Source organism: Spirosoma panaciterrae DSM 21099 (genome assembly GCF_000374025.1).
Classification (GTDB): Bacteria; Bacteroidota; Bacteroidia; order Cytophagales; family Spirosomataceae; genus Spirosoma; species Spirosoma panaciterrae.
In genome coordinates, this window is record NZ_KB893217.1 from 305,217 (window position 1) to 328,465 (window position 23,249).

Annotated in this window: 22 protein-coding genes; 17 read left to right on the forward strand and 5 right to left on the reverse strand. The window is 49.3% G+C overall.

The features are described 5' to 3' along the window. Window positions 1-63 precede the first annotated feature (63 nt). The 14 genes from B153_RS0128770 to pfkA all read left to right on the forward strand — a co-directional run bounded on the left by B153_RS0128770 (window position 64) and on the right by pfkA (window position 15,045). Window positions 64-969 (forward strand): hypothetical protein, encoded by a 906-nt coding sequence (locus tag B153_RS0128770; RefSeq protein ID WP_020600220.1) that lies wholly within the window; start codon window positions 64-66, stop codon window positions 967-969. Beyond that, window positions 966-2,507, forward strand: a complete 1,542-nt coding sequence (locus tag B153_RS0128775; RefSeq protein WP_020600221.1) for a sulfatase family protein — start codon at window positions 966-968, stop codon at window positions 2,505-2,507. Before B153_RS0128770 ends, B153_RS0128775 begins: the two co-directional genes overlap by 4 nt. Before the next feature lie 5 nt (window positions 2,508-2,512). Continuing rightward, the gene (gene pseB / locus B153_RS0128780; protein ID WP_020600222.1) at window positions 2,513-3,529 is read left to right on the forward strand and encodes a UDP-N-acetylglucosamine 4,6-dehydratase (inverting); all 1,017 of its coding nucleotides are present in this window, start codon (window positions 2,513-2,515) and stop codon (window positions 3,527-3,529) included. A gap of 63 nt (window positions 3,530-3,592) precedes the next feature. Then, window positions 3,593-4,765 carry a UDP-4-amino-4,6-dideoxy-N-acetyl-beta-L-altrosamine transaminase gene (gene pseC / locus B153_RS0128785; protein WP_020600223.1) on the forward strand — a complete coding sequence of 391 codons (1,173 nt, stop codon included), beginning with the start codon at window positions 3,593-3,595 and terminating at the stop codon, window positions 4,763-4,765. Then, a complete protein-coding gene (gene pseF, locus B153_RS0128790; protein WP_020600224.1) occupies window positions 4,762-5,457 on the forward strand; it encodes a pseudaminic acid cytidylyltransferase in 696 nt (231 codons plus the stop codon). Before pseC ends, pseF begins: the two co-directional genes overlap by 4 nt. Before the next feature lie 53 nt (window positions 5,458-5,510). After that, window positions 5,511-6,542 (forward strand): UDP-2,4-diacetamido-2,4,6-trideoxy-beta-L-altropyranose hydrolase, encoded by a 1,032-nt coding sequence (gene pseG / locus B153_RS0128795; protein ID WP_026262530.1) that lies wholly within the window; start codon window positions 5,511-5,513, stop codon window positions 6,540-6,542. Window positions 6,543-6,568: 26 nt separating this feature from the next. Beyond that, on the forward strand, window positions 6,569-7,090 hold the full coding sequence (locus tag B153_RS36105; RefSeq protein WP_020600226.1) for a GNAT family N-acetyltransferase: 522 nt from the start codon (window positions 6,569-6,571) through the stop codon (window positions 7,088-7,090). Then, window positions 7,087-8,166 carry a pseudaminic acid synthase gene (gene pseI, locus B153_RS0128805; protein WP_020600227.1) on the forward strand — a complete coding sequence of 360 codons (1,080 nt, stop codon included), beginning with the start codon at window positions 7,087-7,089 and terminating at the stop codon, window positions 8,164-8,166. Before B153_RS36105 ends, pseI begins: the two co-directional genes overlap by 4 nt. Before the next feature lie 68 nt (window positions 8,167-8,234). Next, window positions 8,235-9,734 carry a lipopolysaccharide biosynthesis protein gene (locus B153_RS0128810; protein ID WP_020600228.1) on the forward strand — a complete coding sequence of 500 codons (1,500 nt, stop codon included), beginning with the start codon at window positions 8,235-8,237 and terminating at the stop codon, window positions 9,732-9,734. A gap of 104 nt (window positions 9,735-9,838) precedes the next feature. Continuing rightward, on the forward strand, window positions 9,839-10,645 hold the full coding sequence (locus tag B153_RS0128815) for an FkbM family methyltransferase (RefSeq protein ID WP_020600229.1): 807 nt from the start codon (window positions 9,839-9,841) through the stop codon (window positions 10,643-10,645). Window positions 10,646-10,751: 106 nt separating this feature from the next. Continuing rightward, window positions 10,752-11,708, forward strand: coding sequence for a hypothetical protein (locus B153_RS0128820; RefSeq protein ID WP_020600230.1), 957 nt, complete (start codon window positions 10,752-10,754; stop codon window positions 11,706-11,708). Further along, the gene (locus B153_RS0128825) at window positions 11,705-13,009 is read left to right on the forward strand and encodes a glycosyltransferase family 4 protein (RefSeq protein ID WP_020600231.1); all 1,305 of its coding nucleotides are present in this window, start codon (window positions 11,705-11,707) and stop codon (window positions 13,007-13,009) included. Before B153_RS0128820 ends, B153_RS0128825 begins: the two co-directional genes overlap by 4 nt. Window positions 13,010-13,071: 62 nt before the next feature. Beyond that, window positions 13,072-13,830, forward strand: a complete 759-nt coding sequence (locus B153_RS0128830) for a glycosyltransferase family 2 protein (protein WP_020600232.1) — start codon at window positions 13,072-13,074, stop codon at window positions 13,828-13,830. A 240-nt stretch (window positions 13,831-14,070) separates the two neighbouring features. Further along, window positions 14,071-15,045, forward strand: a complete 975-nt coding sequence (pfkA, locus tag B153_RS0128835) for a 6-phosphofructokinase (protein ID WP_020600233.1) — start codon at window positions 14,071-14,073, stop codon at window positions 15,043-15,045. Between the two features lie 232 nt (window positions 15,046-15,277). Here the strand turns inward: pfkA and B153_RS0128840 are convergent, their stop codons facing one another. Both B153_RS0128840 and B153_RS0128845 read right to left on the reverse strand, forming a co-directional pair. Further along, complete coding sequence (locus B153_RS0128840) at window positions 15,278-15,577, reverse strand: hypothetical protein (RefSeq protein ID WP_020600234.1); 300 nt, start codon at window positions 15,575-15,577, stop codon at window positions 15,278-15,280. A 181-nt stretch (window positions 15,578-15,758) separates the two neighbouring features. After that, window positions 15,759-16,571: a YdcF family protein gene (locus B153_RS0128845; RefSeq protein WP_020600235.1), complete on the reverse strand. Its 813-nt coding sequence runs from the start codon at window positions 16,569-16,571 to the stop codon at window positions 15,759-15,761. Window positions 16,572-16,736: 165 nt separating this feature from the next. Here B153_RS0128845 and B153_RS0128850 point away from each other — a divergent pair, with 165 nt between their 5' ends. Next, on the forward strand, window positions 16,737-18,233 hold the full coding sequence (locus B153_RS0128850; RefSeq protein WP_020600236.1) for a TlpA family protein disulfide reductase: 1,497 nt from the start codon (window positions 16,737-16,739) through the stop codon (window positions 18,231-18,233). A 92-nt stretch (window positions 18,234-18,325) separates the two neighbouring features. On the opposite strand, the gene B153_RS0128855 is transcribed toward B153_RS0128850, so the two are convergent. Together B153_RS0128855 and B153_RS0128860 are read right to left on the reverse strand one after the other, a co-directional pair. Then, window positions 18,326-19,237, reverse strand: a complete 912-nt coding sequence (locus tag B153_RS0128855; protein ID WP_020600237.1) for a DUF58 domain-containing protein — start codon at window positions 19,235-19,237, stop codon at window positions 18,326-18,328. 214 nt (window positions 19,238-19,451) lie between these two features. After that, window positions 19,452-19,886, reverse strand: coding sequence for a septal ring lytic transglycosylase RlpA family protein (locus B153_RS0128860; protein ID WP_020600238.1), 435 nt, complete (start codon window positions 19,884-19,886; stop codon window positions 19,452-19,454). A gap of 274 nt (window positions 19,887-20,160) precedes the next feature. Between B153_RS0128860 and B153_RS0128865 the strand changes: the two genes are divergently transcribed. Then, window positions 20,161-20,487 (forward strand): DUF3276 family protein, encoded by a 327-nt coding sequence (locus B153_RS0128865; RefSeq protein ID WP_026262531.1) that lies wholly within the window; start codon window positions 20,161-20,163, stop codon window positions 20,485-20,487. A gap of 280 nt (window positions 20,488-20,767) precedes the next feature. Then, complete coding sequence (ychF, locus tag B153_RS0128870; protein WP_020600240.1) at window positions 20,768-21,868, forward strand: redox-regulated ATPase YchF; 1,101 nt, start codon at window positions 20,768-20,770, stop codon at window positions 21,866-21,868. Window positions 21,869-21,929: 61 nt separating this feature from the next. Here the strand turns inward: ychF and B153_RS0128875 are convergent, their stop codons facing one another. Continuing rightward, window positions 21,930-23,225: a type IX secretion system plug protein gene (locus B153_RS0128875; protein ID WP_026262532.1), complete on the reverse strand. Its 1,296-nt coding sequence runs from the start codon at window positions 23,223-23,225 to the stop codon at window positions 21,930-21,932. Window positions 23,226-23,249: the final 24 nt, after the last annotated feature.

The window sequence follows — 23,249 nt, forward strand, 5'->3', positions numbered from 1 at the left end:
CGGTCTGCTAATTTCTTCGTTATTTTACAGAAAAAAAAGGAGCCCTCGCCCGGAGCCGACGGCATGATTGAAGCAGTTTTTAATTCGGTTAGTCAATTTCTGAATGCAGTATTCGCATCGCTGGTATCGCTGCTGAAAGTGGCCATACGTTTCCAACATGCCACGCATTTACCCCCGCGTCAACAGCCCGTTTGTTCGGTTTTAGGCAATGGTCCGTCACTCAACGAATCCCTGGCCGACCAATTTGATTTTATCCGACAAACCGAAATTGTCTGCGTCAACAACTTTGCCCACGCCGACATTTTTACTCGATTACAGCCTCAGAATTACATTATTTCAGACCCCAATTACTTCGTTTTTACAGAGCATACTACCGACCGCGACGACATCCGACAAACCCTGGCCTCTTTCCGCGAGCGTGTCAACTGGCCCATGACGTTGTATGTACCCCATTTTGCCAGGGGCTCCTACCTGCTGAAGACCATTGAGCAGAGCAATCCGGCTATTTCAGTTGTTTATTTCAATTACACTGTTGTACGCGGCTTTCGGAGCCTGATTTACTGGCTGTATGCCAAAGGATTAGGTATGCCGCAGGCGCAAACGGTCATCATTGCTGCATTGGCCCTGATGATCAACCGGAAGTTCGAACGGATCTATCTATTCGGAGCCGATACATCCTGGCATGAACAAATCCGGCTCAATGATCAGAACCAGTTACTGATTAAGCAGATTCACTTTTACGACAAACCGAAAGATGTTACGCATCAGCCTGTTTACTCCGATGCGCAACGCCAGCGTACCTTTTCGATGGCTTCGCAGTTTTTATCGTTGCACAAAGTATTTCGGGGCTACGAAGTGCTTAGAGACTATGCCGATTACCAGGGTGTGAAAGTGATCAACGCCAGCGCGAAAAGCTATATTGACGCGTTCGAACGCGAAAAGCTTCCCCAATCCGTCAGTAACCCATGAACCATTCCCGCCCCCAACTCGTACTAAGTCTGCTTTTTAGCGTGTTCTGGCTGATTAGCCTGGAGGCTGTAGGGCAGCAAAGACCAAATATCGTACTCATTTATGCCGATGATTTGGGCTACGGAGATGTCAGTTGCTATGGAGCTACCCAAATCCGCACACCTAATATTGACCGAATTGCCCGTGAGGGCCTTCGTTTCACCAATGCCCATGCCTCTTCGTCGACCTGTACGCCCTCACGCTATACGCTGTTAACGGGCTCATATGCCTGGCGAAAGTCGGGAACGGGCATTGCCCCCGGCGATGCCGCATTGCTTATCCCGACTAATCGTACCACCCTGCCTGGTATTTTACAAAAAGCGGGCTATAAAACAGGCGTTGTGGGGAAATGGCATCTGGGGTTAGGGCCACAGGGTGGCCCCGACTGGAACGGCGACATCAAACCCGGCCCACTCGAAATCGGATTTACGTATTCGTATCTCCTGCCCGCTACCGGCGACCGGGTGCCTTGTGTGTATGTAGAAAACCATCGGGTGGTTGGTCTAGACCCCAACGATCCCATTCAGGTAAGTTATACAACCCCCATTGGCTCCGATCCGACGGGTAAAGCCCATCCAGAACGGCTCAAAATGACTTATTCACATGGGCATGATCAGACCATTGTCAATGGTGTGAGTCGAATTGGGTATATGAGTGGTGGAAAAACGGCTCGGTGGGTCGATGAAACCATGGCCGATGTACTGGTTGGCAAAGTGACTCAATTTATAGAAGATAGCAAAACAGGTCCGTTTTTCGTTTATTTCTCAACTCACGACATTCATGTGCCGCGTATGCCGAACCCACGGTTTGCGGGCAAAAGCGGCATGGGTCCACGGGGCGACGTGATTCTGCAACTGGATTGGTGTGTGGGCGAAGTCCTGAAAACGCTCGACCGATTGGGGCTCAGCCAGAATACCCTGGTTATCGTAAGTAGCGATAACGGTCCGGTGGTTGATGATGGGTACAAAGATCAGGCCGTCGAAAAACTGGGAAGCCATACCCCTGCCGGACCACTACGGGGAGGGAAGTACAGTGCCTTCGATGCCGGAACCCGGGTGCCATTTATCCTGCGCTGGCCCGGTCAGGTCAAGCCGGGGGTTAGTGATGCGCTGGTCAGTCAGGTTGATTTGCTGGCGTCCTTTGCGGCTCTCACCGGCCAAACCCTATCAAAAACCGATGCCCGGGATAGCTTTAACTCGTTGGCTACGTTTCTGGGAAAGTCGAAAAAGAATCGGAACTATGTTATTGAACACGCGCTCAATGGAACCCTTTCGATCATTCAGAACGACTGGAAATACATTGAAGCACATGCTGGCCCTGCACACATGCAGGAAGTCAATATTGAAACGGGCTATGCCCCTAACGCACAACTCTATAACTTAAAAACTAACCTCGGTGAAACGGTTAATCTGGCCAATCAGCAACCAGAACGGACAAGCCAACTTGCTGACTTGCTAAAGGCCGTCCGCGAAACCGAAGGGTATACGAATGAACCATAAAGACTATGCTTGATCTAACCAATAAATCGATTCTGATTACGGGCGGCACCGGCTCATTCGGCAAGAAGTTTGTCGAAATGATGTACCAGCGGCACCCGAATCTCAAACGCTTAGTGATCTACTCTCGCGACGAACTGAAACAGTTTGAGATGTCGCAGCATTACCCACATGCTCACTACAAATCCATCCGCTTTTTCATTGGCGATGTACGTGATGCGGAGCGGCTCAAACGGGCCTGCGAAGGCATCGACATCATTGTTCACGCGGCTGCTCTGAAGCAGGTACCAGCCGCCGAGTACAACCCGATGGAGTGCATCAAAACCAACGTGTTCGGTGCTGAAAATGTCATCAATGCGGCACTTGACAACGGTGTCCAGCGTGTTGTAGCGCTTTCGACCGATAAGGCTGCCGCCCCCATCAACCTGTATGGGGCTACGAAACTATGCTCCGACAAACTGTTTGTGGCCGCCAACAACATGAAAGGGAGCCGCGACTTACGATTTTCGGTTGTTCGATATGGCAACGTAATCGGCTCACGAGGCTCGGTAGTACCCTTCTTTCTGGATAAACGAAAAGAAGGTATTCTTCCGATCACCCACCCTGATATGACACGTTTCAACATTTCGCTCGAAGAAGGGGTTGAGATGGTCCTCCATGCTCTCGAACATGCCTGGGGAGGGGAGATTTTCGTACCAAAAATTCCTTCGTACCGAATCACGGATGTCGCTACCGCCATCGGCCCCGGCTGCGAACAGAAGTTAGTTGGTATTCGTCCGGGCGAAAAACTGCACGAAGAAATGATCACCGAAACCGACTCGCTCAACACCGTCGAGACGGATAAATATTACGTCATTACCCCGTCTACACCTACCTGGAGCATCGACGAGTATATGCAAGCGTTCAACGGTCGTCAGGTTGAGATGGGCTTCAAATACAATTCCGGTACAAATACCGACTGGCTCACCATCGATCAACTCCGCGATCAGATTCGGCAACACGTTGATCCTGATTTTCAAGTGTAATGCGGGGAGAGAATCCGCAATTTGTAATCACTTAAAGCGGGCTCTCTCCCGCATTACTGATTTATGAATCCCATTCCCTACGGCCGCCAGCACATTACAGACGAAGACATTGACGCTGTTGCCAATGTTCTGCGTGGTCCTTTTCTGACGCAGGGGCCACACATTGCAGCGTTCGAATCGGCCTTTGCGGCTTACATCGGGTGTCAGTATGCGGTAGCTGTTGCCAATGGAACGGCCGCGTTGCACCTCGCTTGCCTGGCTCTGGGTGTTACCGAAGGTACACGCGTCATTACAACCCCCATCACGTTTTCCGCTTCTGCCAACTGCGTTCGGTACTGCGGGGGTGAGGTGTACTTTGCCGACATCGACCCTACCACCGCCGTACTCGATATAAACGCGGTGCGAACACTGCTTGAGCAACACCCCAAAGGCTATTTTTCGGGTATTATTCCGGTCGATTTTGCGGGTTATCCAGTCGATTTAGCCGCTTTTCGGGAATTAGCCGATGAGTATGGTCTGTGGATTCTGGAAGATGCCTGTCATGCACCGGGTGGCTCATTTACCGACACAGAAGGAACGGTCCATCGGTGTGGGGACGGGTCGCTGGCCGAACTGGCCATTTTCAGTTTTCATCCGGTCAAACACATTGCGGCTGGTGAGGGTGGTATGATTACCACCAACGACGAAACCCTTTATAAACACCTGCTTCGGTTACGCACACACGGTATTACCAACAAACCTGATGAACTGGTTGAGCCCTACCCCGGCGAACCTGAACGCGGAGGCTGGTATATGCAGTTGCAGGAGCTGGGCTATAACTACCGACTGACCGACATGCAGGCCGCTCTGGGTATGAGCCAGTTAAATCGTGCCGACGATATGATGGCCCGACGGCAGGAAATTGCCAAACGTTACGACGAAGCCTTCGCCGGAACCATTATTACGACAATAGCTCCACCTGCCAACAGCACGCATGCTTACCATCTGTACGTCATTCAGGTGGACGACCGCAAAGGCCTATACGACTTTCTGCGAACCAAACAGATCATGGCGCAGGTACATTACATCCCCGTACACCTGATGCCCTACTATCGGCAGTTTGGCTGGAAACCGGGTGATTTCCCAAAATCCGAACACTATTACGCCCGTTGCCTGAGCCTTCCGATGTTTCCGACCCTGACCGACGCTGAGCAGCAGTATGTCATTTCTTGCGTCAACGAATTCATAGGCTTATGAGCACCGTTGCAATCATCACAGCACGAGGGGGCAGCAAACGGATTCCGCGTAAAAACATTCGCCCCTTTCTGGGCAAACCGATCATAGCCTATGCCATTCAGGCAGCATTCGGATCGGGTTTGTTCAATGAGGTAATGGTCTCGACCGATGATGCCGAAATTGCGGATATTGCCCAACAATATGGCGCTTCCATCCCGTTTTTGCGCCAGCCCAAAACGTCCGATGATTTTGCCACCACAGCCGATGTGCTACAGGAAGTACTTAATCAATATGCCGAACAAGGACACCTGTTCGAGTATGCCTGCTGCCTCTACCCTACTGCTCCGTTTGTCACATCAAACCTGCTCAACCAGGCTTTTACAAAATTGACCGAGCACAGGTTTGATACGGTTTATCCAGTTCAGCCGTTCAGCTTTCCCATTCAACGGGCCGTCCGGTTGCACGATTCAAAAGTAGCCTGGTTTAATCCGGAACATGCCCTCACCCGATCACAAGATTTAGAACCTGCCTTTCATGATGCCGGTCAATTCTATTTTTTCAACGTGGCCGCCTTTCGAAAAAGTCATCGGCTAATTACCGATAATGCGGGCGGTATCGTTATTTCAGAACTGGACGCCCACGACATCGACAACGAAACTGACTGGCAAATTGCCGAGATGAAACTCCAATTACGAATGATGACGAATGAATAATGTATCTGCCAAATGCGCATTCATCATTCATTCATCATCATTCATCATTCGATATGGGTCGACTACTTTTTAGGGCGGAGGGGAACGCTCAAATCGGTCTTGGTCATGTGATGCGTTGTCTGGCCCTGGCCAACATGCTCAAAGATGTTTTTTCGGTACGTTTCGCCAGTGTACAGCCAACAACCACTCTTAAAAACCTGATCGAAGCGTCTGGCGCAGTCGTTTTGCCCTTACCGGAATCCGATTCACAGTCGGCATTTATTAACCAGATTGAACCAGGCGATATTGTAGTACTGGACGGCTATGCATTTGATGAAGCCTTTCAACGGTCAGTACGCTCACGAGCCCGAAAGCTCGTTTTTATTGATGATCTGGTTACGGGTCATCAGGTGGCGGATGTGGTCATCAATCATGCCGGTGGTGTTTCGGCTGATGAGTATGACGCTGAACCATACACCCAATTTTACCTGGGGCCGCACTATACAATGCTCCGAACTGAATTTCTTGAACCGGAAGGCTTCGGTAAGCCATCAGCCAACGGCCCTATTTTTGTTAGTCTGGGTGGTGCCGACCCAGAAAACAGATCGCTTGCGGTATTGCAGGGAATCCAGAAAGTAGATGCTCATTTGCCTGTCAACATCGTTTTAGGGCCATTTCATCCTAACCGACCAGCGATTGAAGCCTTTCAGGACTACCTACCCAATCTGACTATTTTACAAAATCTGAGTGCCCGTCAGATGGTCGACATCTTACAGGCCTGTAGCCTGGCCATTACGGCCAGTAGTACCATCAGTTATGAAGTTTGTGCCATTAACCGCCCTTTGATTGCCGTTGTAACGGCCGATAACCAGACGCGGCTGGCCCGATTCCTTCTGGACGAAAAACTGGCCTTGTCCGTACTTTTTTCCACCTACCTGACAAGCCGGATTCCCGTTCTGGGTCTGGACGAGCAAATCCGACTGGCAGTACAGGACTTTCAGCCCACGAGCGAAATCGTCACTCATTCCCTACGCGCTCAACGTCATTATTTCGACGGACAATCACCCGAGCGTTTTCGTGCGTTATTTCGAAATTTAAGTGCTTAATTCGATCAACCGTTTTCGAATCAGCCATGCTTACCTATCGAACTGCCCGCCCTACTGATGCCCAGCTTTACTTCGACTGGGCCAATGACCCCGATACCCGACGGCAGTCATTTAGCTCGGCTCCGATTTCGCTGGAAACCCACACGGCCTGGTTTACCCGTAAGCTAGCCGACCCCAATGCCCTTTTACTTGTTTTTTTGAGCGATACCGGGCAACCTGTTGGTCAGGTACGTTTTGAGCGAACACCCGTAGCGGATATGCCTGATGAAATCGTCATAAGCATTTCAGTTGATGCTAATTTCCGGGGAAAAGGGCTGGCCCCTCAACTCATTCGGCACGCCTGTGCTATCTGTCGGGAGCGCTGGGAAGCCGTTACCATTCATGCCTATATCAAACCGGATAATCAGGCATCCATACACGCCTTTGAACGAGCCGGTTTCAGATTGTCAGGTGAAAGCGGTAAATTTGGGGATTCCAGCCCCTCTTCATCAGGCCGGATCACATCAGGCCAGCCAACGCAAAGCCTGCTTTACATAAACAGTCAATGAGTAGTACTCAACCGATTCAGGTTGCCCACTATACCCTCAGTCCCGCGCATCGTCCGTTTGTTATTGCCGAGATGTCGGGCAATCATAACCAGTCGCTGGAACGAGCCCTAGAAATTGTCGATGCCGTAGCCGATGCGGGTGCGCATGCGCTCAAGCTCCAGACCTACACCCCCGATACCATCACCTTTAATGGAGGTTCGGAGGAGTTTTACATTCGGGATGCCAAGTCGCTCTGGGCCGACAAAAATCTGTATAAGCTGTACAAAGAAGCGTATACACCCTGGGAGTGGCACAAACCGATTTTTGAACACGCTCAGAAGCGGGGGATGATTGCGTTTAGCTCGCCATTCGATACTACCGCCGTCGATTTTCTGGAGTCGCTCAATGTACCCCTCTATAAAATTGCGTCGTTTGAAAATACCGACCATATCCTGCTCAAAAAAGTAGCGCAGACGGGTAAGCCGGTCATTATGAGCACAGGTGTAGCTTCGGTGGCTGATCTCGACGAATCGGTCAAAGTTCTCCGGGCTCATGGCTGCAAAGACTTGGTACTGCTCAAATGTACCAGCACGTATCCAGCTACTCCAGAAAGTACGAACCTGCTCACCATACCACACATGCGTGACCTGTTCGATGTACCTGTGGGCCTCTCCGATCACACGATGGGGATTGGGGCAGCCGTAGCAGCAGTCGCTTTAGGGGCAGTGGTGCTGGAAAAACACGTTACATTGCGTCGGGCTGATGGTGGGGTCGATTCAGCTTTTTCGCTGGAGCCCGACGAACTAAAAAGTCTGGTCATCGAAACCGAACGGGCACATCTGGCGATGGGGCAGGTAAGTTATTCGCTCACCCCCAAAGAAGAGAAAAGCCTTCAATTCAAACGGTCGCTGTATGTTGTACAGGATGTGAAAGTGGGCGAGCCTTTTACCGCTGAAAATGTCCGCAGTATTCGTCCGGCCAACGGTCTGCATACCCGCTATTACGACACCATCCTGGGCAAAACCGCCACTCAAGACATCACCGCAGGCACAGCCCTTAGCTGGAATTTAATAAAGAGTGAAAGAGTGAAAGAGTGAAAGAGCGAATGTTGGCTTGCGTCGGCATTTCACTCTTTCACTCTTTCACTCTTTCGCCTTTCATCTACATGGGTATCATTAAACGGCAAACCATTCAGAGTTCCCTTTATGCCTACGCGGGTGTGGCCGTTGGTTTTTTAACGCAGGGCGTTTTCTTTCCAAATATATTTCAGGGAACGCAGGTTGTTGGGTTGTTGACGTTGCTCATTTCATTATCGCAGGTTCTGGCACAGGCCTCCAATCTGGGGTTGAATGGCGCAGGAGGCCGCTATTTTCCATTTTTTCGGAATGCGGAGCAGCAACACAATGGGTATCTGCTGATTGCCTGCCTGACCACACTAGCTGGGTTTTCTCTATGTGTCTTTGCTCTGTGGCTGGCCCGTCCGTGGGTCATTGAGTGGTATCAGAAAGACTCGGCTCTGTTCGTCGAATACTATTATTTGCTCATTCCTCTTACGCTGTTTACCGTCTATTTCACCGTATTCGACAACTATGCCCGGCTGCTGTACGACCCCGTTACGGGCACCATCCTGCAACAGTTCGTCCAACGGGTACTTATCCTGCTGGCAGGTGGCTTATATTGGCTGGGCTGGGTCACGTTACCGCAATTTCTGGGGGTATGGTTGTTAGCGTTTCTGGTACCTCTGCTGGTGATGATCGTCAGTGTAGCCCGCGACGAAGCCCTGTTTTTCAGCCGTCGGTTTGTGTCGATCGATGCAACCCTACGCCGGAACCTGATGCGCTATGCGGGTATTACGCTTACCTCAGCCCTATCGACCCAGATTGTCTGGACGATTGATAAAGTAATGATCAACAGTAAACAAGGTCTGGGCGACACAGGGGTATATGGTACCGCTTCGTATTTTGCGGCTGTGATCGCCATACCGGCTACGATGCTCTACAAAGTTTCGGGAACACTTATAGCCGAATCCTGGAAAACCAACGACCTGCAAAACATCGCGATGATTTACCGAAAAAGCTGTCTGAATCAGCTCATTGCGGGCTGTCTGGTATTCGTTGGAGTAGCGGCTAACCTGTCGAACGTCTTTCGATTCCTTCCGGCCGATTATGCCGCTGGTTACTATGTCATCTTGTGGTTGGGGCTGGGGAAACTCATCGATATGGCTACGGGTGTAAACGGCATTATTCTGAACACATCCCGTTTTTATGCCTACGACTCGGCTTTTTTTGTCGTACTCATTTTTATCACCATTGGCGCGAATATCTATTTAATACCCCGCTTTGGTATCAATGGGGCGGCTATTGGGGCTGCGCTGGCTACGTTTCTGTACAATTTTGTTCGAACCCTGTTTGTCGGTATTGCCTTTAAATTACAGCCGTTCACCTGGCGAAATCTGGTCGTCATTGTCCTGGCTTTGGCCGTTTGGTGGGTATCGGTGCAAATCCCCTACCCGGCTGCCGATGCGCCAAAATGGAAAGTCATTTTCGATCTTGCCTGGCGTTCAGCATTCATTACAGCGCTATTCGGCGGGGGCGTTATCGGGCTCAAACTCTCAACAGATATTAACGAAACAGTAGTTGGATTACGAAAGCGATTTTTTAAATAGGTAAACGGTATAACACGCAGATACACATCGTTAAAAGAGATTCGCGGAGAAACCTTCTGTGCCTCTTCTATTCCTCCGTAAATCTCTGTGTAACAAGATAGCTTATGTGGTTTTTTAAATTCTTATTCACCGAAACGGCCCGGCTCCTGCGCTCGGTAGAAGGTCGTCGACTGCTGTGGCTGGCACTCCAGTATGGCGACCGACCGCGAAATCAATCCGTCGATGTTTCAGTTGGAAGCTATCGGTTTCGCGTGCCGGATGCGCTGTCGTTTGTCTGGCAGTATCGGGAGATTTTCGTCGATGAGTTTTACAAGTTTACCGCAACCAATACCAATCCGGTCATTTTCGACTGCGGTACAAATGTTGGTACCAGCATTGCCTACTTCCGCGAGCATTACCCAACCGCCCGCATCGTAGCGTTTGAAGCCGACGAGCACATCAGTGCTACGCTACAAAACAACTTGCGGCAGAACCAGATTTCGGGCGTAGAGGTCATTACGAAGGCCGTCTGGACCAACGATAAAGGCATCTGGTTTGGGAGCGATCAGGCCGACTCAGCTTCTATTTTTTCGCAAACGGACCGCAAGCTTGTTCCCTCCGTTCGATTACGGGATTACTTGCTGCGTGAAACCCGAATCGATATGCTCAAAATGGACATCGAAGGAGCCGAAACTGCCGTACTCACCGACTGCCAGGATGCACTGGCTCACGTCCAGAATCTGTTCGTTGAATTCCATGCCTACCTCGACCATCCGCAAACTCTGGCCGAAGTGATGAAGGTACTGGAAAATAGCGGCTTCCGGTATTACATCAACACCAGCCAATACCGCCCGGCCCCATTGGTCAACCATCGCTACAAAGGCAACGACAGCATGGACTTACAATTGAATATCTTTGCGTACAGAAACTAGTTATTGATGTCATTTAACAGTTATCGGTAGTCATTCGCAGTCATTAATAGTGAACATCAAAATGACAGTCAATGACCACAAAAGACCATCAATGACCATTACTTAGATGATCGACAAAATTCTTTCCCGCCCTGAGTTCCAAACTGAACCACCTGTGCTGGTGGATATTGGTGCGTCGGGGCAGCTACATACGCGCTGGAAATCATTTGCCAAATATGCCATCTGCATAGCCTTCGATGCCGACGATCGCGACTTTGGCTATGTCGAAAGCGAATCCAGTCATTTTCGAAAGCTGTACACGTTCAACCATATCGTTACCAATTCGGACACGGAGACCGCCAATTTTTACCTGACCGAATCGCCCCACTGCTCCAGTTTATTGAAACCCCGCCCCGACTGGATTCAGGAATATGCGTTTGCGCCAAAGTTTGAACCCACCAAAGTTGTTCAGTTGAAAACGCGCAGCCTACGCTCAACACTGGACAGCCTGAATATCGGTCAGGTCGACTGGTTCAAAACCGACTCGCAGGGAACCGACTTGCGGCTGTTTCGTAACCTGGGCGACGACCGCGCAACTAAGGTACTGACCGCTGAATTTGAACCCGGTATTGCGTCGATTTATGAAGGTGAAGACAAACTCTACACGGTTTTGCAGTACATGGAGGAAACGGGCAGTCACTGGCTGGCCGAGCTATTACCGAAAGGTTCCCCGCGTATCACCCCTGCCCTACTCGACAGTTTTACGAGCCAGCCGCTGGTTAAGAAATTCGTTCTCTTTTCGTTGAAAAACAGTGCCGTCTGGGGCGAAATGACCTACCTGAATCGTTTTGCTGATGAAGCAACCCTAACGCAACGCAATCTGCTCCTAGGCTGGGTGTTTGCAACGACGCTCAGCCAACATGGGTTTGCGTTGATTCTAACCCAGAAAGCCAAAAGCCGTTTTTCTGACCCAATCTTTGCCGAGATGGAAGCCTATTCCCGTCGAAGCATCTGGGGACGGGTGTTCGGATTAGGTTTCTGGCCTGAAGTGGTGAAAAAATTCGATAAACTTCTGGGACGTTGAGAGTTACGCACCTGAGCACCTATCACCTGTTTGGAGGAGCAGCCGTAGCCGCCACACGACTTCATCGCGCCCTGCAAAATCAGATCTGGAATGGGCAATCTATTGAAAGTACCCTACTCGTCGGCACGGCCAATCGACTCGAAACGCACAAGCCTGAACCAGGTGTACTTTATCTGGCCAATAACTTTCTGGCTGAGCAAACTGCCTTCGGGCGGTTTGTGGCCGAACGACTCTATTTTCTGCCTCATGAACGGGATCAATCGGTGCGGTTTCAGTTCTCGCCCGCCAGATTTGGTGCTGCCCTTGACTTTCATCCAGCCATTCAACAGGCCGATATACTGCATCTGCACTGGATCAATTTTGGCTTCCTGTCACTTAATGGCCTTCAATCGCTGTTCAGGTTAGGTAAACCGATTGTCTGGACCTTGCATGACCAATGGGCCTTTACGGGTGGGTGCCATTATTCGCGGGGCTGCGATCGTTTTCTGAGCCACTGTGGTCAGTGCCCCTACCTGAAAAAACCATCTGAACACGATTTATCGAACCGGGTATTTAGCCAAAAGAAAACCCTTTTCAGCAACGCCCGTATCCATTTTACACCACCTAGTCATTGGCTGGCCAGCGAAGCACAACAAAGTGCGCTCTTACGTGATTTTCCATTTACGGTGATTCCGTATGCCATTGACCAAAGGGTTTTTGAACCTGTCGAACGAACCGAAGCTAACGCTCATCTGGAGCTACCCGATACCAATCGACCGAGGTTGTTATTTGGCAGTGCCAACGTGACCGATGTTCGTAAGGGTTTCCGCTATTTTGCTGAAGCCTTAACCCTGCTCCATCAGCAACACCCAGATTTGAATCCAGAAATCCTGGTATTCGGAAAAGGCCGTTCGTATCTGTTTAATGAACTACCCTATCCTGTCCGGCATCTGGGAGTTTTAACCTCTACCGACGATATTGTAGCCGCCTATAATGCGGCCGACGTCATGATTGTCCCATCGCTGGAAGATAACCTGCCCAACACGGTCATCGAAGCGATGGCCTGCGGAACCCCAGTCGTTGGCTTCCGAACGGGTGGTATCCCCGAAATGATTGATCACCAGCAAAATGGCTATCTGGCCGATGTGGGTTCGGCCCAGCAACTAGCCGATGGTATGGCCTTCATTTTAAAGCATACATTGCCCGAAACCCTTCGTCAAAACGCACGCCAATCTTCCGAAGATCGTTTCTCCGAAAACATCGTAGCAAAGCAACATATTGACCTTTATAATCAATTGTTGAATGGTCGAGTGATTGAATGATTGAATACAGTATGCGTCAGCTATTCAATCATTCAATCACTCGACCATTCAATCATTAACTTATGCCAACCGTTTCCATCATCACCATCACGTACAATGCCGAGCGGTTTCTGGAGCGTACGATACAGAGCGTATTGGCGCAGCAGGCGACCGATTTTGAATACCTGGTGATTGATGGGTCCTCAACCGATGGAACACGGGCTATTATTGATCAATACGAGCAGCATATCACCCACTGGATTTCGGAACCCGATCAGGGGCTTTACGATGCGATGAACAAGGGACTTCACCGGGCCCAAGGTGAGTATGTCTGGTATATGAACGCGGGCGATGAATTGCATGATTCGCAAACGCTGGCCAATCTGTTAAGCCGAATCAGGACAACCAAAGCCGATGTCTATTACAGCGACGCCCTCTTTGTTCGGGATGATGGCGGCCAGCGTTCCGGCACAGCGATTGGCTTACGAAGTCAGGTAACCCCGCATACACTCCCGCAACATATTACCTGGCAGGATATGCAACTGGGCATGAAAATTTGCCACCAGGCTTTTGTTGCCCGTCGTTCCATTGCTCCTGATTATCCGGTTGATAATCTAAGCGCCGACCTGGATTGGGAAATTCGTTGCCTGAAGGCGGCCCAAAAAATTGAGTTTCTTCCTTTTGTTCTTTGTAAGTATCTGGTGGGAGGCTTATCGGTTCAGCAGCATCGGCGCTCGCTGATTGATCGATTCCGTGTACTGGTAACTCATTTCGGTTGGCTAAAAACGATAGGTAATCATATTCAGATCGTTCTCCGGGCCCGGCGTTTTCGGCAGCCCTGACTGGCTGTACCTGAGCGAATTGCCGATAAGATCTATCGTAAAAATTGAGTAATCAGAATGATCTGAAATACCTTCTCTGGTAAAAAACGTATTTAACTATTTTGTAAAATTTAGCTGGAAACAATGGGATAATTACCAGTTTAATGCCTTTAGATTGCGAAATGCGGATAAATTTGCGGGGTTTATTTCGGTACCCTACCAACCTTTTTGTGAAATTCCGTTAAAAAATTGTTCTAACCTATGAAACGAATAGCTGTTTTTACCTCGGGTGGCGACGCACCGGGTATGAACGCCTGTATCCGGGCCGTGGTCCGGGGGGCGGTCTATCACGGAATCGAAGTATTCGGTATCCGCCGGGGGTACAGCGGTATGATAAATGGCGATATTTTTCAGATGACCTCTCACTCGGTCAGTAACATCGTACAACGCGGTGGCACCATTCTGAAATCGGCCCGCAGTAAAGAGTTTATGACACCCGAAGGCCGCGCCAAAGCGTATGACCAGATTAAAAAGTTTGGTATTGAAGGTCTGGTCGCTATTGGTGGTAACGGTACGTTTACGGGGGCAACCCTTTTCTTTGATGAGTACGGCATTCCAACCGTTGGCGCACCCGGAACCATCGACAACGACCTCTACGGTACTGATTATACCATTGGTTTCGATACGGCCGTAAATACCGCCTTAGAAGCTATCGACAAGATTCGGGACACTGCCGATTCGCACGACCGGATTTTCCTTATTGAAGTGATGGGCCGCGACTCCGGGTATATTGCCATCCAGTCGGGTATTGCCGGTGGCGCCGAGATGGTGATGGTTCCTGAAGTACTGACCCCAATTTCTGAGGTTGTTGAAGCCCTGAAGTCGGGCTGGAGCCGTCAGAAATCATCGTCCATCGTTGTCATTGCAGAAGGCGAAGAAGCAGGTAATGCCACGGAAATTGCCGAAAAAATCCGCCAGCAGGTTGCGTCTGACATCGACATGCGCGTAACCACATTGGGGCATATTCAGCGCGGAGGCATTCCAACAGCTTATGACCGGATTCTGGCCAGTCGCTTAGGCTTAGGCGCCCTGGAAGGATTAATGAACGGCGAGAAGAACGTTATGGCCGGAATTGTAAACAATGAACTGGTTTATACCCCTTTCCGCGACACCATCCGGTTGCCCAAACCGATCAACGAGGATTTGTTGCGAATGGTGAAGATTCTAAGTGTTTAAAAGTAGATAGCCAATCGTTTAAATAATTGAAGGCGTTTTAACATTACTTTCAATTACTTAATCGATTGGCTTTACTGGTAGCACCCAGCGACGCCCCTTTGAGATCCCATGGGCAGTATTCCTATACTGAACCTTACAGAATCAGAGGCATTGGTCTTGAAGGTGTCTTGATGCCCCGGTTAGTCGTTTTCCCGTTGATCGGGTAGCGCTGAAGAACCGCTAAGTATAAAGGCTAATTGTCTATCTTTTTAGCTTCTCCGCTGATAGCACGGCCTGTTGCTTTGGTTGCTTTTGTAACAGCCCGACCAGTTGCCTTCGCTCCTTTAGCGACCGCTTTCCCTGTGGCTCTGCCAGCCGTACCAACAGCGTGTGCCCCGTCGGCAACTCCGTTTTCGACTTTATCGCCAACGCGTTTTACGTCTTCTCTGGTTTTTTCTTTACGGGCTGCCCGCGTAGTTGCATCGTCCTGTGCTAATGCTCCAGTGGTTAAGGCTGCACAAAGGACAATCGATAAAAGCATTTTCGTTTTCATAACGTTTTTTGTGTGATGGTAAAAGGAGCCCTGCTCCAGATGCGTTAAATACTGTCACAAATAACCACTTCTTCGGCAATTTGTTTTTGACAGGTACTCGTCAGCTATTTTTCTTTTGCATGAACGGGTCGGTTGTTCCATATCGGAAGCTACTCATTAAGCCTTGGCCCGACCCATTCAATCAAATGTATCCTGCTACCCAATAGGATACATACCCAACCAGTTCGCGGACCAGGTAATAGGCGTTGAAGAACTCTTCTTCGTGAGGAAGCAACCAGTCGCCTGGTGCGAACGATCGCTGATTGCTCAGAAAACAGGTAGGAAACGGTGTAACACGTACGCCCTCTTTCCGAAAACAGGCTATTGCCCGACGCATATGCCAGGCAGATGTAATCAACACGCATTGATTTTGCCGAAAACGCTGGTGTAGCATTTGGGCCGTAAAAACCGCATTTTCGTGTGTATTACGCGATTTATTTTCCAGAATAATATCGTCGGGCCGCACCCCACCAATGATCAGAAACCGGGCCGTCATTTGGCCTTCGTCGTTCAAACTGGCCGACCGAAACGGTATAGCCGCAACGCCACCACTAATCAGAATCTTTTGTACAGCGCCAACTTTATACAGAAACAGAGCCTGTGCTGCCCGATCAGCTTCGCGCCAGAGCATAAATTGAAGCGTATGCGCAGGGTCGGTTTTGGCATCTGGAATTTCCTTTCGGCCATTGATCATCCCTCCCGTCAGGACAACGGCCACGCGCTTTGTCGAATCGGTAGGGGCCGCCGGTACTTTCTGAATCGGATACTCCCACCACAACGCCAGCTCATTCGTAAGAAATGGATTGCCGAATACCCAAAACAAGCCCAAAGCAACCCCTACCAACCGACGACGGATGTACGATTTTTTGGTAAAAAAAGCCCACACTAAAACCAATACGAGCCAACCAGCGGGGGTCAATACAAACGAAATGGTTTTAGAAAAGAAATAAAACATAGACTACGGAAGATGTGGCAAGCGTTTTGTATAGGTTAAGTCTGTTTAAGGCATTCGGTTTATAGGTATTCAGACACCGGGCGTAACCCGAATAGCCTACATGGCATACCAAATTCTTGCCGTAAATTTGTCGTTATTTATCTGCGAAGATACGCACCCATTTTTATGAAAAACCCTCTCCTGACTGCTCTGCTTGGCTTATTTCTGCTTCCGGCTGTATGGGCACAGTCGACCACCGATACGCCTACTGACGGATTTAAAATTACGGGACACATCAAAGGCTTGAAAGATACAACCTGTATTCTGGCCCATTACTTCGGTTCTACTCAGTATATCCCCAAAGACACGGCACGCATTGATGCAGCTGGTAACATGACCTTTGAAGGAAAAAAAAGTCTGCCTCAGGGATTGTACATGGTGGTGGTACCGACTAAAAATCCATATATCCAGTTTTTGATTACTGCCGACCAGCAGTTTTCATTCGATACCGATACCGCCAGTATTACTAAAAGCATGAAGATAACGGGCTCGAAAGAAAACGAACTATTTTATACCTATCAGCAAAAAATGGGGCAGCTTTCAGAAGAAGCCCAGGTACTCAACCTTCAGAAAAAAATAAAGAATGATGCTGTTTCAGTAGCCATGCTCAACAAGCAGATGGGCGATCTTCAAAAACAGGCAGCCGACTATCGCACCCAGTTTTTGAAAGAAAACAACGGTGCATTTGCCGTTAAGTTATTTACGGCGACCGCCGAGCCCGACGTACCCACGGCCCCCAAGGCTGCCAACGGACGTCCCGATTCAACCTGGGTATTTAACTACTTCAAACGCCATTTCTGGGACAATTTCGATTTTGCGGATGAACGCTTTGTCAGAACCCCGTTTCTACAACAGAAAATTGAGCGGTACATCAAAGAGCTAACGGTTCAGGTTCCCGATTCGCTCATTAAAGAAGCCGACTTCCTGGTCAATAAGGCAATTGCCGGAAAAAATACCGAAGTAAAATACTACACCATTTATTACATCACCAAAGAGTACGAACAACCCAAGGTGATGGGCACAGATGGCCTGTTTGTACACATGTTCGAGAAATACTACGCCACCGGGGTAATGACCGTTTCGGATTCATCGACCCTGAAATCGATTGGAGAGCGGGTGGCTACGTTAAAACCGAACCTCGTTGGCAAAACACTCGTTCCCCCCGTCATGAGCGACACCCTTCGGCGGCCTATTAACTTCTCGGCCCTGAAATCTGATTACACCGTAGTGTTCTTCTATTCGCCTACCTGCGGTCACTGTCGTGAGAGTGCCCCGAAGGTCCAGAAACTGGCCGATACCTACAAAGGAAAAGGTGTTGACGTAGTGGCTGTTGCCATTGACCAAAGCCCTGAAGACTGGAAGAAGTTTATCAAGGAGTTTAAGCTCGGCAACGCTATCAACGGATACGATTTCACCTACCGAACCGATTATCGGCATCAATACGACGTCTGGACAACGCCAACAATCTATGTGCTCGACAAGAACAAGAAAATTATAGCGCGTAAACTCCCGGTCGAGCAAATGGAAGATTTCATTCTATTCCACAAACGCCAGCAGGCTGCTCAGGCTGCTAAAAGCCCCGCTTCAGCACCCGCCAATGCAAAGGCAAGTGTAAAAAAATAGTAGTTAGTAACAAGGAGTGAGAAGTGAGAAGGGCTGACGCATCAATAGATTTCATGCGTCAGCCCTTCTCACTTCTCACTTCTCGTTACTAACTACTTCATTTTTGTTCTTTTCACCAGATAGGCGGTCAGTATCTGGTCGAAACCCTGGGCGATGTCGGCTTCGATGAAGTCGATTTTGTATTGGCCACATCGCATCTTTAATTCCTGAAAATACGATTTAACAGCCTGCTGATAAGTTTCGCGCACTTGCCCAGGCTGAAGTTTTACTTTCTCACCCGTTTCGAGGTCGATAAACTCATAGGGCCGTTCATCGAAGGCAAAGTCTTCTTCTGTTTTCTTGTCGGTAACGTGAAACAGCAAAACTTCATGCAGATTATGGCGTAGGTGCTGAAGTGCCGAAAATAATGCATCCGACTTTTCAGCACTCTCGAACATATCGCTAAAAATCACGACCAGCGAACGCTTGTTTATTTTTTCAGCTACTTGGTGAATCACATCGGCCGCTGATGTTCTACGCAGTGGTTTAGGCTGTTGCATTAACTGATCCAGTTGCGTAAACAGTTTGTGAACGTGCGACGGTGTCGACTTAGTAGGCGTTTGCAGATCGATCTGATCGGCAAACGTAGTCAGACTTACCGCATCCTTCTGACGCTGGAGCATATACGCCAGACAGGCAGCCGCCATCACACTAAACGTTATTTTGCCATAATTGGCATCAGGATAGTACATCGACGATGACGTGTCGATCAGCAGGTGACAGCGTAAGTTCGTTTCTTCTTCGTACCGTTTCACAAATAACTTTTCAGTCTTGCCAAAGACCTTCCAGTCGATGTGGCGGGTTGTTTCACCTGTGTTGTACAGCCGGTGCTCGGCAAACTCCACCGAAAAACCATGAAATGGTGATTTATGCAGCCCGGTAATAAATCCTTCGACCAACTGACGGGCCAGAAATTCAACGTTACCAAACGAACGAACCTGACTAAGATTAAGGGGTTGCTTCATGGATTAAAGAGCGAAAGAGTGAATGAGCGAAAGAGCGAAGGGCTGACGCGTCAGCAAAAACCATCCGGCAGGTTTTCACTCTTTCGCTCATTCACTATCTCGCTCTTTAAATCCGCTCATTGAATTTAACGCAAAAACCGAACCGTTTGACATCTCCCACAGGAATTGCACAGGGAAATTCAAACGGTTCGGTTGGTACAGCTTACCAGATGGGTTAGAGTACAGGTTCCAGCATAAACTGGTAATCGATGGGGGTATCAAATGCGGTAGGCGCCAGCGCAATGGCCTGGCCTTTTCCGACAACCCGAAGCGATACATTGGCGATTCCTTTCGAAACCATACCAAGTGCACGCGCTGCCGCATGTGTAAGATCGATGATTCGCCCTTTGGAAAAGGGACCCCGATCATTGATTCGTACAATTACCGAGCGGTTGTTGTCAAGGTTTGTAACTTCAACCAGGGTATTGAGTGGCAGGTGGAGATGAGCGCCTTCGAGGGCATCGGAACTAACACGCTCACCGTAATAGGTCTTGCGACCGTTAAACTTCTTGGAATAAAAAGACGCTTTGCCTTTCTGTATGAGGCCCGGAAGGGCCTCCGCCGGTTTTATGTTGCTAAAAAACAACATAATGGACATGATCAAACTCATACAGCTATTGGTTACGTGAAAAAAATAAACGGGGCATATGCAGATAAGTATCTCATACACCACCCGTCCCCAAAAAGTGCAATTCCTGTAAAACAAAGATAGCTTACACGGACTTAATAACCAAGCATTTAGCCAAAAAACTGTGGAACGGCCTCCACAACCCCGGTTTCGTTTTGTGGCAATTCTACCCCAAAATATATTTGTTGGCTTTGTTTTTGTTCTTTGGTTTATGACCGTACTTTAGTGGTTGTGAACTTACTAAACCTAATTGATTGTGGACGACAGAGACCGCGAGAAAATCTATTCCAGGCGTGTTCGGGCGGGAAAACGAACCTACTTTTTCGATGTTAAATCGACCCGCACCAACGATTATTATTTAACCATCACCGAAAGTCGCCGACATCCGCAGGGCGAAGGCTTTATTTATGAGAAGCATAAAATGTTTCTTTATAAAGAAGACTTCGACAAGTTTGTTGAAGCGTTGCAGGAAACCGTCGAGCATGTCAAAACCGAACTGATGCCTGACGTGGATTTTACGCAGTTTGTCCAACGCGAACGTGATGAGCAGGACGACTTTGCCAGTGAGTTGAAGTGGGAGTAAGCCATCGATTTGAAAAAGCCCACCGTTGTCGTAACGCATTCCGCCTTATACGCTATTTATGACGTAAACTTTACAGCTCAAAAATTTGGCTTTCTGCCCAGCTCTTCCTTAGCCATCGGTACTCCACCGAAGGCTTTTTTTGCGGTCCGCCGTTGCGAGTGTATTTTTGCAAAAATCAATGAGCGAATGGGTGAATGAGTGATTGAGTGAATACCTTCCGGCCAATACGCTCTGCGTAAGCTATTCACTCAATCACTCAATTGCTCATTCACACTTAACTATGGGTTTACAATGTGGAATCGTGGGTTTACCGAATGTCGGTAAATCGACGCTGTTTAATGCGATTTCGAGCGGAAAGGCCGAAGCCGCCAATTATCCGTTCTGTACAATAGAACCAAACGTCGGTGTAGTGATCGTCCCCGACGAACGGCTGGATATACTCGAAGGGCTGGTGAAACCCCAAAAAGTAGTACCCACCATTATTGAGTTTGTCGATATTGCCGGACTCGTAAAAGGAGCAAGCCAGGGCGCTGGTTTAGGCAATAAATTTCTGGCCAATATCCGAGAAGTCGACGCCATTGTGCATGTGATTCGCTGCTTTGAAGATGATAACATCGTGCACGTCGAAGGAAAGGTGAATCCGATCGCCGACAAGGAAATCATCGACGCTGAGTTGCAACTGAAGGATTTGGAATCTGTTGACAAGAAAATTCAGCGCATTTCGAAAGCGGCCCAGGTTGGAGATGCCAAAGCGAAAGCCGAGCTGGAAATTCTGAAGCAGTACAAAACAGCCCTGGAAGCAGGCAAAAGTGCCCGAACGGTAGCCCTGTCGCCCGAAGAACGTGAAGCAGCCATTGGCGATATTGCGCTACTTACCATCAAGCCGGTGATTTACGTGGCAAACGTCGATGAAGGTTCGTTGCCAAACGGAAATGCCTATTCCGATGCCCTTCGCGATGCCGTAAAAGACGAAGGTGCCGACGTGGTTATCATCAGTGCGGGCATTGAGTCGCAAATTGCCGAAATGGAAGACCCCGAAGAACGTGAGCTGTTTCTGGGCGAATATGGCCTGACCGAATCAGGATTGAGCAAGCTAATCAAAGCATCGTATAAGTTGCTGGGCTTGATCACCTACTTCACGGCTGGGGTAAAAGAAGTCCGGGCCTGGACCATCCACCGGGGCTGGAAAGCCCCCCAGGCAGCGGGAGTAATCCACTCCGATTTTGAGAAAAAATTCATCCGGGCGCAGGTCATGAAACTTCCCGATTTCCAGCAGTTCAAAACCGAATCGGGGGTTCGTGAAGCCGGTAAACTGGCTGTAGAAGGCAAAGAATACATTGTGCAGGATGGCGACATCATGGAGTTCCTGCACGGCGCATAAATAACCTGGCAATGCGGCATTCCGACCTGCTAACTTGCAAACGGGATGCCGCATTAGCAAATTACTTACGTTTATTGATGCCTAACCGCTGATAGGCTACCAGTTGATCGGCGCGGGAAGCCGGAGGGCGATGGTAAACCAGAATTTCGTAGTCATTTTCGGTTGAGGAGTAATTTCCTTCCACAAAATTCTCATCGACGCGCGGGGTGGCCCCAGTCGTTTTAACGGTGTAATCGTAATTGTAAACGCCCTGTTTCAACAGGATAGACGCCCGATATGCCCCCAGGAGCGCGTCATACTCCATCCGGTTTCGGTCGGTTAATTGCCAGAAATTGAATGCCCCATTCACAAACACTTCCACACCAGGGATTTCTGGGGTTTTGAGGGTGAAAATCGTTTCGATATAATCCGCATTGGTAGCGCCATTCCCGGTTTCCCGGTGATCGATGACAAACATGCCGTTAAAATCGTCGCTCTGGATATACGCACCACGGCTACGGGGCAGATCGACCTGCACATAAGCCATGTTCCGGTCGGCATTGCGATCGATACGGTCAATATAGTTGGCACGGGATAAGACCGTTCGGGTATCGAAAAACCGGAATTCATTACCACCGGGCATCGTGTTACTGAGATCAATCAATCGGTATTCAAGCACCTGGTCAAATGCCTGCACATGGGTGGGCCGTAAGCCATGAAGCGTCCGGTCGTCGCGGTAATTCTGCCGAATCACCACTTTGAAATCATCCTGGGGCGAAATCACCTGATAGCCCCGGTAATTGATCGTAAAGTCGATCTGCTGATCGGAAAACTGGCGACCCGGATCACTTGAAAACCGCGCCGACGCGGCTACGTTGAGCCGATTCTGGTACGTAATAAACCGACGAGTCAAAATAATATTGCTTCGGTTACGCTCGTCATACACCACCAGCACATAATTGCCCGGCAGCTTCACTTTAGGCAGTGTAAACCGATAATGAAAGTACGGAATCTTGGTATTAACCGAAATTTGATAGTCCGTAATCGGGTTATCGTTATACTCGTACGTAAACTCAATGTCGTTTAGAATGGACCGCTGCCAGTCGGCATTGCAATGCACCAGCCTGGCCCGAAACGAACGGTAATTGCCCGTCAGATCATCGAATGCCAGTTGGAGCGGCACTTCCTCATCCAGCGAGATTACAGGTGGGTTTAAGGTTAGTGCGGGATCGTTCGGGTTGGCGCTCACCTGTGGAAACAACAGCACGGTCTGGATGCGCGAATCATAAATATGGTCGATGGTCTGGAGCTGCTGAGCTACCGACAGAAGGGGTATCCACCAAAATAAACCGGCCAACAGCAGGATACAAACGCGCATGAGCGTTACTTTTAGGGTCATACA